Origin of the sequence: Streptomyces sp. NPDC059788 (assembly GCF_042732265.1) — a bacterium.
Classification (GTDB): Bacteria; Actinomycetota; Actinomycetes; order Streptomycetales; family Streptomycetaceae; genus Streptomyces.
The window spans coordinates 11,281-27,170 of record NZ_JBHWHY010000057.1; the positions used below are offsets into that span (position 1 = coordinate 11,281).

General features: G+C 71.7%; 11 protein-coding genes. 4 read left to right on the forward strand and 7 right to left on the reverse strand.

What is annotated here, in order from left to right; all coding sequences use genetic code 11:
* Positions 1-34: 34 nt before the first annotated feature.
* Entirely contained in the window at positions 35-2,065 is a 2,031-nt protein-coding gene (locus tag ACFV57_RS35975) for a M6 family metalloprotease domain-containing protein (protein ID WP_385241152.1), read from the reverse strand.
* A 157-nt stretch (positions 2,066-2,222) separates the two neighbouring features.
* Here ACFV57_RS35975 and ACFV57_RS35980 point away from each other — a divergent pair, with 157 nt between their 5' ends.
* Positions 2,223-3,614 (forward strand): tetratricopeptide repeat protein, encoded by a 1,392-nt coding sequence (locus tag ACFV57_RS35980; RefSeq protein WP_385241155.1) that lies wholly within the window; start codon positions 2,223-2,225, stop codon positions 3,612-3,614.
* Positions 3,615-3,675: 61 nt separating this feature from the next.
* On the opposite strand, the gene ACFV57_RS35985 is transcribed toward ACFV57_RS35980, so the two are convergent.
* A complete protein-coding gene (locus ACFV57_RS35985; protein ID WP_385241158.1) occupies positions 3,676-4,560 on the reverse strand; it encodes a DUF2268 domain-containing protein in 885 nt (294 codons plus the stop codon).
* 190 nt (positions 4,561-4,750) lie between these two features.
* Here ACFV57_RS35985 and ACFV57_RS35990 point away from each other — a divergent pair, with 190 nt between their 5' ends.
* Positions 4,751-5,497: a thioesterase II family protein gene (locus ACFV57_RS35990; RefSeq protein ID WP_385241161.1), complete on the forward strand. Its 747-nt coding sequence runs from the start codon at positions 4,751-4,753 to the stop codon at positions 5,495-5,497.
* Positions 5,498-5,557: 60 nt separating this feature from the next.
* Here ACFV57_RS35990 and ACFV57_RS35995 read toward each other — a convergent pair whose 3' ends face one another.
* The 5 genes from ACFV57_RS35995 to ACFV57_RS36015 all read right to left on the reverse strand — a co-directional run bounded on the left by ACFV57_RS35995 (position 5,558) and on the right by ACFV57_RS36015 (position 10,757).
* Positions 5,558-6,781, reverse strand: a complete 1,224-nt coding sequence (locus ACFV57_RS35995) for a cytochrome P450 (RefSeq protein WP_385241164.1) — start codon at positions 6,779-6,781, stop codon at positions 5,558-5,560.
* A 10-nt stretch (positions 6,782-6,791) separates the two neighbouring features.
* Positions 6,792-8,036, reverse strand: a complete 1,245-nt coding sequence (locus ACFV57_RS36000; RefSeq protein ID WP_385241167.1) for an MAB_1171c family putative transporter — start codon at positions 8,034-8,036, stop codon at positions 6,792-6,794.
* An 8-nt stretch (positions 8,037-8,044) separates the two neighbouring features.
* Entirely contained in the window at positions 8,045-8,569 is a 525-nt protein-coding gene (locus ACFV57_RS36005) for a hypothetical protein (RefSeq protein ID WP_385241170.1), read from the reverse strand.
* A 193-nt stretch (positions 8,570-8,762) separates the two neighbouring features.
* Positions 8,763-9,290 (reverse strand): XRE family transcriptional regulator, encoded by a 528-nt coding sequence (locus ACFV57_RS36010; RefSeq protein WP_385241173.1) that lies wholly within the window; start codon positions 9,288-9,290, stop codon positions 8,763-8,765.
* A gap of 291 nt (positions 9,291-9,581) precedes the next feature.
* Complete coding sequence (locus ACFV57_RS36015; protein WP_385241176.1) at positions 9,582-10,757, reverse strand: Ig-like domain-containing protein; 1,176 nt, start codon at positions 10,755-10,757, stop codon at positions 9,582-9,584.
* A 634-nt stretch (positions 10,758-11,391) separates the two neighbouring features.
* Here ACFV57_RS36015 and ACFV57_RS36020 point away from each other — a divergent pair.
* Positions 11,392-11,871, forward strand: a complete 480-nt coding sequence (locus ACFV57_RS36020; protein ID WP_385241179.1) for a hypothetical protein — start codon at positions 11,392-11,394, stop codon at positions 11,869-11,871.
* A gap of 9 nt (positions 11,872-11,880) precedes the next feature.
* Entirely contained in the window at positions 11,881-15,870 is a 3,990-nt protein-coding gene (locus ACFV57_RS36025) for a TIR domain-containing protein (RefSeq protein WP_385241182.1), read from the forward strand.
* The last annotated feature ends 20 nt before the right edge of the window (positions 15,871-15,890 follow it).

Consider the following 15,890-nt stretch of genomic DNA (forward strand, 5'->3'; position numbering starts at 1 on the left):
CACCCCGGGTGAGCGGCACGGCCCGTACACCGGGTCAGCGGGCCGGGGTGCAGACGGCCCGTACGGACTTGCGCGGATCGCTCTCGGAGCGGGCGCTGAGCACGACCCGGCCGTGCCGGGCGGCCCCCGCCTTCGCCGTGACGGCGACCGGGACGTGCACCGTGCTGCCGGCCTTCGCGGTGGTGAGCCGGTTCGGCAGCCAGGCGGACCAGCCGCGCCCGGTGGCGACGGCCGAGAGCCGGTACACGTCGGAGTCCAGATACGCGCCCCCGTTCCCCGGCCGCCCGGTGTTGGTCAGCGGGAAGGTGCACACGGCCCGGCCCTTGGCGGGCGTGCCGTACGCCGTGCCGTGCCGCAGCTTCAGGCCGCGGCGCTGCGGGCCCGCGCCGTCCAGGGACCGGACGGCGACGGTGTAGCTCAGCACGCCGGACGTGTCGCGCTTGATGTCGACGACGTAGAAGTGCAGCCGGTTGGCCTCGTCGACGTACTCGTACTCGCTGCCGGAGTCCGCGCCCGCGTGGAACAGCGCGTCGCTGAGCTGCCGGTAGTCACCCATGGTGATCATCTGCTGGGTGCCGTCGGGGCGCCGGTAGTCGACCATGCGGACGTCCTCGGGGTGGGCGTCGATCACCCACGCGAACGGCGCCCGGTCCTCGTTCTTGGTCTTGCTGAGCAGGACCCCGTGGTCCGGGGTGAAGGAGTCCATGCCCATCCGGTCGACGACCTCGACGGTGTAGTTGTCGTAGCCGCCGCCGTCGCACAGCGGGTCGGTGGTGGTGGAGCAGGCCGGTTCCAGGTCCCGGCCCAGCGTGATGTTGACGCCGGACAGGCCCTTGCCGCCGGGCGGCGCGGACCGCGCGGTGACCTTGGCGACCACGGTCCCGGACGTCTTCAGCGCGTCCCGGTCCAGGCGCAGGACGTTCTTGTCGTCGACGATGCCGAGCTTGAGCTTGTCGCGCAGGACGTGCTGCGAGCCCATCGAGGCGCCGTTGGCGGCCGGGATCTGCCAGCGGGTGTGCGGGCCGCCGGGGCCGTTGAAGGAGCCGCGCGAGAGCATGCTCCAGATGCCGGTGTAGGCACGGCGCAGCGGTGTGCCGTACGGGTTGTTGTAGTTGTCCGCGATGCCCAGGATGTGGCTGAACTCGTGGGCGTACACGGCCATGCCGGAGCTCTCGGCCTGGGTGGAGGAGCCGGTCTCGGCGTTCGGCCAGATGCGGGCGGCGGCCTTCCAGGAGGTCCACGGCACGTAGCGGGTGCGGGCCGCGTTCCCGCCGCCCTGGATGGGGGAGGGCGGTCCCCAGGCGGCCGGGACGTCCTGCGGCGACGCGAACTTCATCTGCCCGAACTCCTGCCAGGCGGCGGACTCGTCCTGGCCCGCGGTCAGGTAGAAGACGAAGTCGTACTTCTTGGTCTCCGCCTCGCCCACGTCGGCGGTCCAGGAGGCCTTGCCGTCGGTGCGGATGTTCTTGCCGCAGGTGTCGCCGACGGGGCAGGCGCCGGGGTTCATCGACGGCTCGATGCCGTACTGGTACGACTTCCACGGCATCCGGTAGACACCGAAGGACGTCAGCTCGACGCCGAGCCGGCCGCCGGAGTCCTCCATCCAGTACTCGTTGATGGTGTGGCCGCGGTTGAGCTTGCCCGGCTTGTTGAGGAAGTCCCGGTAGAACGCGGGCACCTGGGCGCGGGGGATGTCGTGGGCGGTGGACTGCGGGTTGCCGAAGATGCTGGACCCGGCGGGCTTGCTGACGCTGAACTCCTCGTCCGGGTAGTCCAGCAGGACCAGCGCGCCCCTGAACATGCGCTGGGTGGGTTTGACGGCCGGGTCGGCCCAGTTCGTGCCGGGGACCGAACGGTATTCGGCCCACGTCATGTCGTCGGGATTGCGCCAGTTCTGCGGGTCGACGGGCCGGACGAGCGGGGGCCGGACCGCGGGCGCGGCCTCCGGGGTCGCCCGCGCGGGGCCGGCGGCGACGGTGGCCAGGACGCCGAGGAGGAGGGCGGGAACACCCAGTCTGCCGGCCCTGCCGCGGTATGGGCGGGCCGGTCTGCGGGGAAGGAACAAGGCGCACCTCTTGTCTGTGATCTCAAGTCTTGGACATGACAAGGTGATCGAACAGAATTCCTACCCCCGACAAGGTAAGGCGGGGGACCAAGTGACGCCAGAGTGTCGTGAGGAGCCGATGATGCAGCGAACGGTGCGCGACCGGCACGGTCACGCGATGTCCGCGACCGACGGGGAAGCCGCGGCCCACTACGAGAACGCGCTGCGCGAACTGCTCTTCTTCCGCGGCGAGGTCGCCACCGCGTCGCAGGCGGTCCTCGCGGCCGCCCCGAAATCCGTCATGGGCAACGTCCTCGCCGCCTACCTCGGACTGCTCGGCACGGAGGAGAAGGACGCCACCGCGGCCAAGGAGGCGTTCACCGGCTTCACGGACTGCGTACGCGCCGGAAGGCCCACGGACCGCGAGCGGATGCACCTCGCCGCCGCCACCTCCTGGCTGAACGGCGACATCCACCGCGCCGGGCACGTGCTCGGCGAACTGACCGTCGCCTACCCGCACGACGAACTCGCGCTCGCCGTCGGCCACCAGATCGACTTCCTCACCGGCGACGCCGCCCGGCTGCGCGACCGCGTCGGCGGCGCGCTCACCGCCTGGCCCGAGGACGACCCGCACTACGGCCACCTCCTCGGCATGTACGCCTTCGGCCTGGAGGAGTCGGGGCACTACGCCCGCGCGGAGGAGACCGGCCTGGCGGCCGTCCAGCACAACCCCCGCGACGTGTGGGGCATCCACGCGGTCGTCCACACGTACGAGATGCAGGGCCTGTTCGCCCAGGGCATCCGCTTCCTGGACGCCCGCACCGACGACTGGGCCACCGGCAACTACCTGAACGTGCACAACTGGTGGCACTACTGCCTCTACGCCCTCGAAGCCGGCGACCCCGACCGCGCCCTGCGGATCTACGACGCCGTGCTGCACCACGAGGAGTCGGCGGGCCTGGCCATGGAACTCCTGGACGCCTCGGCGCTCCTGTGGCGGCTCCTGCTGGCCGGCCACGCCGCCGGGCCCCGCTGGACGCGCCTCGCCGACGCCTGGGCGGCCCGCCACGACCCGCCGTACTACGCCTTCAACGACGTGCACGCCGTCATGGCGTACGTCGGCGCAGGCCGCACCGCCGACGCCGAACGCCTCGTCGAGGACCGGGAGGCCTGGCTCGGCCGCGCCCGGCCCGGCCTGTCCAACCACGCCATGACCGCCGCGGTCGGCCTGCCCGTCTGCCGCGCCCTGATCGCGTACGGACAGGGGAAGTACGGACAGGCCGTCGACCTCCTCGTCCCCGTCCGCTACCGCCTGAACACCTTCGGCGGCAGCCACGCCCAGCGGGACGCCGTACAGAAGACGCTGCTGGAGGCCGCGCTCCGCGCCGGACGCGACGACACGGCCCGCACCCTGCTGAGCGAACGCATCAACCTGCGCCCGGTCTGCCCGTACAACTGGCTGGCCCAGGCACGCCTCGCCGACCGGCTCGGCGAGACCGCCAAGGCGGCCACGGCCCGCACCCGCGCCGCCGAACAGGCGGCGCCGGGGGCGGCGGCGCTGGCGCACTGAAAGACGGGCCGCTCGGAGCGCGCCGAGGAGCCTGTGCGCCGCGCCGCGGTCCGCGGGTGTGTCAGGCGCTGGTCGGCACACCCGCGTTGGTGAGGATCTCGCGGACCGGCAGGGCGACGCTCCGGGCAGCCGTCAGGCCGGTGGCCGCCAGGTGGGCGTCCACGATGCGCAGGCCGACCGCGTATCCCGCGGAGTCCGGCAGGCCGACGGGCGGAAGGCCCATGCGTTGCGCGGTGGCGTCGCCGTACACGTAGGGCGGCAGGTTCTGCATCCCGGCCACGTCGATCGCGGCCGTGACCTTCTCGTAGGCGTCGTCCAGTTCCCCGCCGGACAGCGCCGTCGCCCAGGGCCCCATGGCCGCTTCGCCCGCGAGCTCCCGTACGAACGCCTCGGCCAGCCCCTCGGCCACGACCTGCTCGCCGACCGTGACCGTCGCCGGGTCCCAGACGACGTTCGCGTAGCGCACGTTGTGGTGGAGCTCGTGCGCGGCGGCGTGGTCGATCTTCGCCAGGCTGGTCCCGGTGGGCCACATCGTCAGCTGGATCGCGCCGGGGAAGCCGCCCAGGCCGGTGTAGCCGGCGTTGCGGATCATGAGGTCGTCGTCGGGATCGCCGAGCACCAGCACGACGTGCACGGTCCCGGCGCTCCGCACTCCGGGTGCCGCGGCGCCGAGGCGCTCCCACGCGACGGCGAGGCGGTCCTCGATCCGCTCCCACACCCGCGCGTCCTCCATCCGCTCCAGGGCGGCCGGATAGCGGGGGTCATCGCGGTCGAGGCGGAAGCCGCAGCCCATCTCGTGCATCTGGACCAGGTCCAGGCCGCCCACCGCGGAGAGCACGCTCTGCAGCGGGCCCAGCATCTCTCTCAGGGCGTCGGGCCGCTCCTCCAGGGGGCGCCGGAGGAGGTCGTGCATGGCGGACGCCGTGTCATGAACAACGATCTTCATGCCTCAAGACCGTAGGACCTCCCGTTACGGGAGGCGCAAGTCGCGCAGGTACGCTCTTGATCGACTTCCCGCTGGCCCGACAGCCCCCCAACCGGTCATCCTTGACCCGTCGGCGCGGGACCGGACCACGGTCCGGCCACCGCGCACGAGCAGTTCGACCATCGGCCCACCAGCACAGGAGCATGCACACATGACGGGGAAGAGCGCTTGGATACGGGACGTACGCCGGGGGCCGCGGCCCGCCGCCCACCTCGTCTTCCTGCCGCACGCCGGGGGATCGGCCTCGTACTACCGGCCGTTCGCCGCCCACCTCGACACCCGCTTCGACGTGTCGGCCATCCAGTACCCGGGGCGCCAGGACCGGTGGAACGACCCCTTCGTCACCTCCGTGGAGGGGCTCGCCGATGAGGTCGTCGGCTGCCTGAGCCCCGACGACACCACCCCGCTCGTGCTGTTCGGGCACAGCATGGGAGCGTCCGTCGCCTTCGAGACCGCCCGGCGGCTGGCGGACCTCGGGCGCCCGGCACCCCGCCGGCTCGTCGTCTCCGGCCGCCGCGCGCCCTCGATGTTCCGGGCGGAGAAACTCCTCCACCAGGGCACCGACGAGGAACTCCTCGCCGAGGTCGGCCGCCTGGACGGCACCCACAGCCGGCTCCTCGACGAGCCGGACCTCGTACGGCTGATCCTCCCCGCGATCCGCAACGACTACCGCGCGATCGAGCTGTACCGCCCCGACGCCGACGCCGTCCTCGACATCCCGCTGCTGTGCCTCACCGGCGACGCCGACCCCCGCGTGACCCGCGAGGAAGCCGCGGCCTGGAAGGCCCACACCCTCGCCGAGTACCACGAGGAGACCTTCTCCGGCGGACACTTCTACCTCGCCGACCACGCGCCCGCGGTGTGCCGCGCGGTGGAACGGTTCGCGCTGGGGGAGTGAGCGCCCGGGTGTCGGGCGGTCACTCGTCCGCGCCCTGCCGCCAGTCGGCCCGCCCCGGGTTCAGGCCACTTCGGGGGAGGCGGCGCCGGTGGTGACCGGAAGGTGGGCCAGGCCGTGCATCAGGCGGGTGTGGCGCCACGGCAGTTCGGCAGGGGGGACGGCGAGGCGCAGGTCGGGGAACCGGGTGAGGAGGGCGTGGAAGGCGATACGGGCTTCGAGGCGGGCCAGCGGGGCACCGAGGCAGTGGTGGGGGCCGTGGCCGAAGGAGAGGTGGCCGGCGGAGCGGCCGGGGGCGAGGGTGTCGGGGTCGTCGAAGCGGGCGGGGTCGCGGTTGGCGGCGCCCGGCGAGACCAGCACCACGTCGCCCGCCGCGATCTCGGCGCCGCCGAGGCCGAACGGTTCGGTCGCGTACCGGAACGTGGCCGTGGCGATGGGGGAGTCGTACCGCAGCAGCTCCTCCACGGCGTCCGGGATCAGGGACGGGTCCTGGCGCAGCCGGGTGCGCAGCGTGTCGTCCTGGAGGAGGGCGAGCGCGCCGTTGCCGATCAGATTGGTGGTGGTCTCGTGCCCGGCGACGACCAGGAGGACGGCCAGCGAGACCAGTTCGGCCTCGCTGAGCCGGTCGCCCTCGTCGCGTGCGGCGATCAGCTCGGTCAGCAGGTCCCGGTCCTGGTCCAGGGCCTCGGAACGTGCGCTCTCGGCCCGCTTCGCGGCGATCAGCCCGGTCATGTAGTCGCTGATCGAGTGGGAGGCGGCGTCGATGGTGTCCGGGGCGCCGGCCGCGAAGAGGTCGTTGGACCAGCGGCGCAGCGCGGCGCGGTCCTCGCGGGGGACGCCGAGCAGGTCGCTGATGACCTCGATGGGCAGCGGTACGGCGAAGTCCTCGACGAGATCGGCCGTGCCGCCGCGCGCGGCCATCCGGTCCAGCAGGCCGTCCGCGATCTCGGCCACGCGCGGTTCGAGGCGGGCCACCGCGGCCGGCGTGAACGCCTTGACGGCCAGCTTGCGCAGCCGGGTGTGGTCCGGCGGGTCGGTGGCCAGCATGGTGGCGCTGACCGCGGGCGCCAGGTTGCGCTTGGACGGCTTGTCCGCGAAATAGCGGGTGGTGTCCTTGGAGAGCCGGGGCTCCGCCAGCGCGGTACGGGCCTCGGCCCACCCGGTGACCAGCCAGGTCGCGCTGTGCGGCCCGGACCGTACCTGCTGGACGGGACCGCGTTCGCGCAGCGCGGCGAGCAGCGGGTACGGATCGCGGAAGAACTCCGGTGACTCCATGGGGTGACTCATGTGTGAAACCTCAGATTCCTGCGGCGGGCCGGGACGACTTGGCCGGCGCGGGGCCGGCACCGGACGATACGAAGGCGTGCGAGACCCTGCGCAGCCAGCGGGCCTCGTCGAAGAGATTCGTCAGTTCGGGGCGGGTCAGGCTGGCGTCCTCGGCGCTGACCGGATGCGCGGGCGTGCCGCCGTTGCGCCGGGACTCCAGCGCCGCCACCAGCACCGCCGCCTCGACCCCGGCGTCCAGTTCCCGGGCGTCGGCACCGTCGGCCCGCAGCCGCTCCTCGGCGGCGCGGCGGACCTCGTCGCTGCGGTGCGGGCGCAGCGCCAGCATCCCGTCCCGTATCTCGATCACCCGGCGGTAGAGCCGGAACTCGGGGTCGGGCGCCGCGTACCGGTTCTCGGTGGCGGTGAGCTGGATCTCCGGCACCGCCGCCGACAGCGCGGCCCACAGCGGGTGCAGCCCGCGGTGCAGGTGCCACAGGCGGATCCGCCGCCACGGCCAGGCCAGCGCCGGGCCGATGGCGGGCAGCAGGATGCCGACGACGAGCAGCAGGCTGCAGATGGCGGGCAGGCCGACGCTGAACGTGCACGTCGCGGGCGTCACCAGTGAGCTGCACATCTGCTCCGGCGGCAGCCACCCGGCGTCGGTCCACAGCCCGACCACATGGACGATCTTGTAGCCGATGTAGACCATGCCCAGCGCGCAGCCGGCGGCGATGACGCGCAGCCCGTAGCGGAGGCTGGTGCGCGGCGCGTGCCGGGAGTAGCGCAGGGCCTGGCGCAGCAGGTCGATGATGGCGACGCCGAGGTGCACGGTGAACACCAGCACGTAGATGTTCAGCAGCGGCTCGGTGCGCGGCAGTTCCCCGAAGGTGGGGGCGCCGGGCGCGTCGTCCACCGGCGAGGAGAAGAAGAGGACGGCCATCACGACCAGGACGGCGCTCAGCGAGACGAGCCGGTGGCGCGCCTTGCGGTCCGCGTCCGACGGCTCCTCGTTGAAGCGCAGCAGCAGGACCGAGATGCAGGTGGCGGCGACCAGGGTGCTGCAGTTGCCCAGCAGCCGCCCCAGCTTGGGCGTGACGACGCTCAGCGCGTCGCCGACGGCGGGCGTCAGGAACACCAGCGAGGCGCCCAGCCCGGTCAGGAATCCGCACAGGGCGCCCAGGCCGCGCGGCCGCGGGCGGCGCAGCAGCGGCCGCGCCTTGTACGCGGCGGCCAGCAGCAGGACGGCCGCTATGGACAGGAAGACAACGTTGACCATCGGGAGTTCTACCGTCGCTTGGGGGAGCCGAAGACGTCGTCCATGCGGCTGAGGACCTCGGCCTGCTGGGACGTCGCCGGACGGCGGGCGGGGGTGCGGTCGGCGCGCCGCAGGATCAGCGAGGCGAGCATCTCGGCCTCCTGCTCGTCCTGGTCGCTGTAGTGGCTGCGCCCCAGGACGGATTCGACCGAGCCGGGGTCGAGATCGGGCACGAGGGCGTGCGCGACCTCTCCGGAGAGCAGGTTGGAGTGCCCGCTGAGCATGTGTCCGACCTCGTGCAGCACGATGTGGTCGCGGTGCAGCGCGGTGGTGGCCGCGTCGTAGAAGACGTAGTCGGCCCGCTTCGTGGCGATCCACAGGCCGCACGGCCCGGCGGGCGGGGTGACCTGTGGCTCCAGGTGGATCGGGCGGCCGCGCTGTTCGGCGAGCCGGTCCAGGAAGGCACCCAGCTCGAAGGGACGCGGGATGTGCAGCCCGCGCAGCCGGTCCGAACAGTCGGCAAGCACACGGTCCGGTCGCCGTGTGAACTTCATGGCGTGCTCTCCTTCGGCCTCGGCCATGAAAGGTACACGTGCCAGTCTCATGCAGCGCCGGATGGCCCCTCCCGAACGGGGTCGTGCGCGGGCCCGCGGGCTGCCGCGGCCCCGGCCGTCCGGTTCCCCGGCCGGCGGCGGGCGGGGACGTGGTCGGGGACGGCGCGGGGCGTCAGTCGGTCAGGGTCGTGATTCAGCGGGCGGTACGCCAGGTTTCTCCCGTGTTGCCCATCGGGTTGGCCGTCGGACCGCCGCCCGAGTTGCCCGCCGTACTGCCGACGTCCGGCAGCCCTTCCAGCTTCCGTACGCGGTCGATCATCTCCAGTACGGCCGTACGGGACTCTGCGGACATGTCCATGAAACGCGCGGCCATCGCGATGACCCCCGCGTCCTGCATCGCCTCCAGCAGTTCCGGCGGCTGGTCGGCCCGGTCGGCGGAGGCGCCGCCGGGACCCGCGTCCTGCTGGTCGTGGAAGTGCGCGGCGGGCACGCCGAAGTACTCCGCGAGGGCTTCGATGTGGCGTTTGGTCGGGTTGTCCCGCTTGCCCTTGCGCAGCTGCCAGATGTAGTTGCCGGAGATCACCTGCTCGCCGGCCCTGATGTTGATCTCGGTGGCGACATCGTTCGCGGACAGCGATTTGCCCCGCTCGCGACTTCGTTCCTGGAACAGCCGGTCCAGCTTTTCAGCCAGGCTGACCGGCTCGCGGTCCTCGTCCCCCATCGCGCCGCGCTCCCTTCAAGGCCAAACGTGAGACTTCCACTGTAGTGGTCCGGTCGCCGGGGCGGATCGGCGATCCCACCCCCGTGGGCTGGCACGCTCCGCTCGGAGCCTCTATTCTTCACACCTGAGTCAAAGACTCTGGTGTGAAGCGGGGCGGACAGTTCGGACCGGCACGGGGGTGTGGTCCGAACACGTCCGCAACCAAGGGTGGGGCTCGCCCCGCCTACGGGAGAGCCCCACCGTCACGCTCGCACACTCAGGCGCGTTCGCGCCCGGGCCGTGCCGTCGCGGTTACTTCACCGCGCTGCGCTGCTGCCACTGGCTCCAGCTCTCCTGCCAGACCTCCAGGCCGTTGCCGACATCGGTCTTCTTCGTGCTCGTGGTGTTCTTCACCTCGACGGTGGAGCCGATCGAGAGGAAGTCGTAGGCCCGCTTGGCGTCCGAGGTGCTCATGCCGAAGCAGCCGTGGCTGTTGTTGACCACGCCCAGCGACTTGTTCCAGGGCGCGGAGTGCAGGAAGGTGCCGGACGCGGTGAGATGCGTCACCCACTTCGAGTCCAGCATCCACTCGTTGCCGTGGCCGATCGTGGCGGAGTCCATCGTCTCGGCCGCGTTCTTGCTGCGCACGGTGTGCACCCCGCCGCGCGTCGGGTCCTGCGGCGAACCGGCGGAGCCGGTGATCGTGCCCACGGCCTTGCCGTTCTCGTACAGGGTCATGCTGTGCGACGGGACGTCGATGACGGCCTTGTGGTCGGGGCCGATGGTGAACCCGAAGTCGTAGTCGCGCGCGAACCAGCCACCGGCCTTGCCGGAGTCGATACCGCCCAGACCGCCCTTGACGGACACCTTCGTGCCGGCCGGCCAGTACGTCTTGGGCCGCCAGTCGATCCGGTCCTTGCCCGACCAGTCCTTGACCCAGCCCCAGGCGCCCTCCACCTTCGGCTGCGTGGTGACCTTGAGCGCCTTTTGGATCTCGGCCCGCTGGTCCTTGGCGACCGGATGGTCGAAGAGGATCGAGATCGGCATGCCCGTACCGACGGTCTGCCCGTTCGACGGGGTGTTGGTGAGCTTGTTGACCTTGTCGGCCTTCTCGGTGGTGAAGACCGAGTCGGCGGCCGACTCCTTGCCGTCGCCGGACTTCGTCTTGGTGTGCACGGTGTACGTGGTCCCCGGCTTGACCTTGCCGTCGGATATCCACGACGAGCCGTCGCCGGACAGCTTGCCGCCGACCGTGCCGCCCTTGTCGTCCTTGGCCTCGACGGAGGTGAGGCTGCCGCCGTCCGCCTTCACCGTTATCGGGGAGCCCAGCTTGGCGGACTTGCTGCCCGCCGCCGGCGTCACGGTCACCTTCGCGGCCGGCTTGTCCGACGCCTGCGAGCCGCCGTCCGCTCCGCACGCGGTCAGCAGCGCGGCTCCCACCAGGGTGGCGGACAGCAGGACGGTGCGACGGGCTGATCTGACGTGCACGAGCGGTTCCCTCCAAAGCAACACAACAGGCTGTGGCGGGCGCTCCTCGGCCGCGACGCGATCCTTCGGAGCGCCGCCGGGCCGGTTGTCGGCAACCGCCGTCTATGCAGACGGGTCCCACTGCATGATCGGTTGCCTGGAGAAACGGATATGTGTGTCACAGAACGGTACGGGGGTGCGCCGAGTCGGCGGAATGTGAAATTCCGCTTGGGTGCGAGGGGCGGCAGGGCGTGGTGGGGGTGTGGCGGGGCGGGGGCTCCCCGTGGAGCCGGGTGCTCGACAGGGAGCCGGGTGCTCGACGGGCTCCGCCGTCGCTCGGCCGGGGTGCCGCCCGAAGGCGACATAAGAAACCACCGGCCGTCCCGCGAAGGTCTTTGCTTTACCTTCCGTCACTTCTGGCGCGCACGGCCGGACAGTGGCGATCGGTGACGCCCATAACCCGGCACGTCGGCACATATATAAACCGAACCCCCCTCTGGATCGCCCCTTGACAATTGCCCGACAGCTTGAATTGACGATAGTGGGCAACTACGGTGAGTCAACGCTCGTTGTGCGCTATCGGGCGCACTGTAGATTTTTTGGGGGGAATGCAGTGCAGTTTCGATGGGTTCCACGTCGTCCACTCTCCCGGGGCTTGCTGGCCGTGCTGCTGGTTGCCGCGTTCGCGCTGGTGACGGCCTCGGAGTCGGCGGCTCGGCACAAGAAGCCCGCCCGGCGGATCTCCTCTGCCGCATTCGACAGCAGTACCACGAGGCCACCGGACAGGTTCGTATGTGACTTCGTCCATAAAAGGCACGAATATATGTGTCACGGGGTGCGCTCTACGCGATCTTTCGAGCTGGACAAGAAACTCACCCGGGGAGGCGACAACACGATTCCCGGTGAAGGCTGGGAAGGGATCGCCGCCCCTGACCGGTTCGACTGCCGCTGGATCGGAACGGGCCCGCGCACCATCGAACGGTTCGACTGCAACTACACGCACCGGCACACCAAGAACGGCCGCAAGCTCACGCACTGGTTCATGCTGCACCAGATGGTGTCCGTGACGGACAATCCGGACCCGAGTGCGGACGACCCGAGCAAGGACCAGTGGGTAGCGCCGCACTTCACGTAGGCAACCGCCATGACATCGCTGTTCGTCAGCCACAGCAGCCGGGACAGAGAGGCGACCGAACGCGTCGTCGGCTGGCTCAGGGACGAGGGATTCGCCGGGCTGTTCATCGACTTCGACCCCGAGCAGGGCATCCCCGTCGGCCGGCGCTGGGAGAACGAGCTCTACTCCCAGCTCCGCAGGACGGACGGGGTCGTCTTCCTGGCGAGCGAGTCCTCGGTCGCGTCCCAGTGGTGCTTCGTCGAGCTGGCCCTGGCCCGCTCGCTGCGCAAGCCGATCTTCGCCCTCCGGCTGGACGGCACCGCGCGGCTGAACCTGCTTCGCGACCTCCAGTGGCTGGACCTCTCGGACGAGGCGTCCGCCCTGCCGCAGCTGAGGGATCAGTTGCGCAGGGCGGGGCTGGACGCCGGCGGCTCCTTCCCCTGGGACGCGACCCGCTCCCCGTACCCCGGGCTGCGTACGTTCACCGCCCAGGACGCCGCAGTCTTCTGCGGACGCGACCAGGAGACCGAGGACCTCCTGCGGCTGCTCCAGCCGACACTGCAACGCGGGCCCGGCCGTTTCGTGGCCATCATGGGCCCTTCGGGAAGCGGCAAGTCGTCGCTGTTGCACGCCGGAGTCCTGCCACGTCTGGGGCGCGGACACAGACCCTGGGTCGTCGTTCCGCCCTTGCTGCCCGGCTCGGACCCCGTGCGGACCCTGGCGCACAGCCTGCAACGCGCGTGTGCCGCGTGCGGTCTGCGCCCGCTCCCGGACACGGCGCGCCTGCTCGACGGCGGCCCGCCCGCTCTCGCCGCCCTGGCCACGGATCTCAGCCGGGCCCAGGGCGACCGACGCGACGTCCTCCTCGTCATCGACCAGGCCGAGGAACTGCTCACCAGCTGCGGGGCCGGGAAACAGCAGGAGTTCCTGCGGCTTCTGACCGGCGCTCTGGGGGATTCCAGCCCCCTGTGGGCGCTGGCCACCGTACGTTCGGAATTCCTGAGCACCAGTCCCGACCGCGCCGGCCTGACGGAGGCGATCGACGACACGCTCCCCATCGAACCGCTCAGCCGCGCCCGGCTGCCGGAAGTCATCGCCCGCCCCGCCCAGCGGGCGGGCATCGACCTGGGGCCCGGACTGGTCGAGAAAATGGCCGAGGAGACCAGGGGCGGAGACGCGCTGCCCCTGCTGGCCTTCACCCTGGGCGAGCTGTACGCCCGGGTCGGCCCGGACCGGAGCATCACCGTCGCCGACTACGAGGCCGTGGGCGGAGTCGTCGGGGCCCTGCAACGCCGCGCCGACCGACTCCTGGAGGATCTGAACCGGCGGGGCCGGGGCGCACTCGTGCTGCCGACGCTGCTGCAGCTGGCCGCGGTGGACAGCGGCAGCGAACCGACGCGCCGGCATCGCGCGCGCTCGGACCTGAACAGCGAAGAGCTGGCCGTACTGGACAGCTTCGTCGACGCCCGGCTGCTCACCAGCGACCGGGACCGACACGGGGAACCCACCGTCACCGTGGCCCACGAAGCGCTGTTGCGCCGGTGGCCGCCCCTGCGTGACGCGATCAAGGAGTCCCGCGAGTCCCTGAGCACCCGTACGGACCTGGAACGGCTCGCGGCCGACTGGGACAGCGGCGAGCGGAACCAGTCGTATCTGCCGCGCGTCGAGCGGGCGGAAGTCCTGGGCGCCTGGGCCGCCGCACACGCCGGTGAGCTGAGCCACCGCGCGCGGCAGTTCGGCACGGCGTGCCGGGCCCTCGCGGCACGGGAGCTGGCCGCCGCCCGGCGGACCAACCGCCGGCTGCGCGTGCTCACGACCGGGCTGACGGTCTTCCTCGCCCTGACGCTGCTCGCCGGCGGGCTGGCGCTGTGGAGCAACGAACGTGCCCAGTCCCGGGCGCGGCTGTCCCTGTCGGACCAGCTGAGCGCGCAGGCCGACCGGCTGGCGCAGAGCCAGCCGGACACCGCGGTACTGGTGGGCCTGGAGAGCCTGAGTGCGGCCCACGACGACCGGGACGCGCCGCAGCCGCCGGCGGGACTGGTCTCGGGGCTGGCCCGGATCGGCCACGCCTCCCGGCTGCTCACCGGACATCGGGACCAGGTGCAGTCCGCCGCGTTCAGCCCGGACGGCTCGACGCTGGCCACCGGGAGCTGGGACCGGACGGTCCGCCTGTGGGACACGGCCACGGGAACGCAACGGGGAAAGGCCCTCAGAGGACACACGGAAGCGGTACTGAGCGTCGCCTTCAGTCCGGACGGCAAGCGGCTGGCGACCAGCGGTCTGGACGGCGCGGTCCGGCTGTGGGACACCGGTACCCAAAGGCCCGTCGGCCCTCCGTTGCGGACGGGCCAAGGGGACGTCACGGGTGTGGCGTTCAGTCCGGACGGCAAGCGGCTGGCGACCAGCGGTCTGAACGGCACGGTCCGGCTGTGGGACGTCGGCACCTGGTCGCCCTACGGTGACCCGTTGGAGGGCCATGAAGACGTGGTCACCGGTGTGGCGTTCAGCCCGGACGGCAAGTGGCTGGCCAGCACCAGCTGGGACGAAACGGTGCGGCTGTGGCCGCTTGAGCCGGGCACCGGCGCGGACGTACGCGTGCTGAGGGGACACAGTGGTCTGCTGCGGTCGGTGGCGTTCAGCCGCGACGGCAAACGGCTGGCCACCGGTGGGGAGGACGGCACCGCCCGTATCTGGGAGGTCGCCACCGGGCGGCCGTCGGGCCTGCCGCTGCGCGGCCACAAACAGGACGTATGGGCCGTGGCCTTCAGCCCCGACGGCAAACGGCTGGCCACCGCCGGTGGTGACAAGACCGCGCGGCTGTGGGACACCGCGACCGGGAAGCAAGTGGGACAGCCCTTCATCGGGCACACCAGCGTGGTGCTCGACGTGGATTTCAGCCCCGACGGGAAGCGCGTGGCGACCGCCAGCTGGGACCAGACCGTACGGCAGTGGGACGTGGCCGAGAGCTACTCCGTCAGCCGGCCGATCGCCGCGCACGCGGGAGGTGTCAACGGCGTCGCGTTCAGCCCGGATGGCACGGTGCTCGCCACGGCGGGGCTCGACGGAGCCGCGCGGCGGTGGCGGGTGGGCTCCGGCGAACCGCTCGGCGAGCCGCTGGAACACGGCGAGGAAGTCAACCGCGTGGCCTTCAGCCGCGTCGGCGGGCTGCTCGCCACGGCCGGAGGCGACGGGACGGTGCGCCTGTGGAAGGCGGCATCGGGCGCACCGCTCGGCCCCCCGGTCCCAGCCCACGAGGGCGCGGTGCAGGACGTCGCGTTCAGCCCCGACGGGCGTCTGCTGGCCAGCGCAGGTGCGGACGCCACCGCCCGCCTCTGGTGGACCGCCACGCGCCAACCGAGCGGCACGCCGCTGGCCGGGCACCAGGAAGCCGTCAACGGGGTGGCGTTCAGCCCGGACGGGCGTCTGCTGGCCACCGCCAGCACCGATCAGACGGTGGGCCTGTGGAACGTGCCGGACGGAACTCCCCACGGCCCGGCCCTTAAGGGACACACCAACGAAATCCGGGACCTGGCGTTCAGCCCGGACGGAAAGCTGCTGGCGACGGCGGGGGCCGACCGCACCGTCCGGCTCTGGGACCCGTCGACGGGGCGACAGCACGGCCGTCCGCTGACCGGGCACACCGACACCGTGGAGGACGTCGCGTTCAGCCCGGACGGCGAACTGCTGGCCACCGCCGGTGCCGACGGCACCGTACGCCTGTGGGACGTGGCCACGGGCCGCCCGTACGGCCCTGTCCTGACCGGGCACCGCGGGAGTGTCCGGGCGGTCGCGTTCGCACCGCGGGGTTCCCTGGTGGCCTCCGCCGGAGCCGATGGGACGGCGCGGCTGTGGGACACCGCGTTCGCCTCCTGGACGCGGGCCGGCTGCGCGCTCGTCAACCGCAATCTGACACAGGCCGAATGGGACCAGTACCTGCCCGGCATCGACTACCACCGCACCTGCCCCGGTCTTCCGTCCGGAACCGGAGCGCCACGCGATGCGCCGGCGGCTTCCTACTGACCGGGCGGAGACGGGCCGCA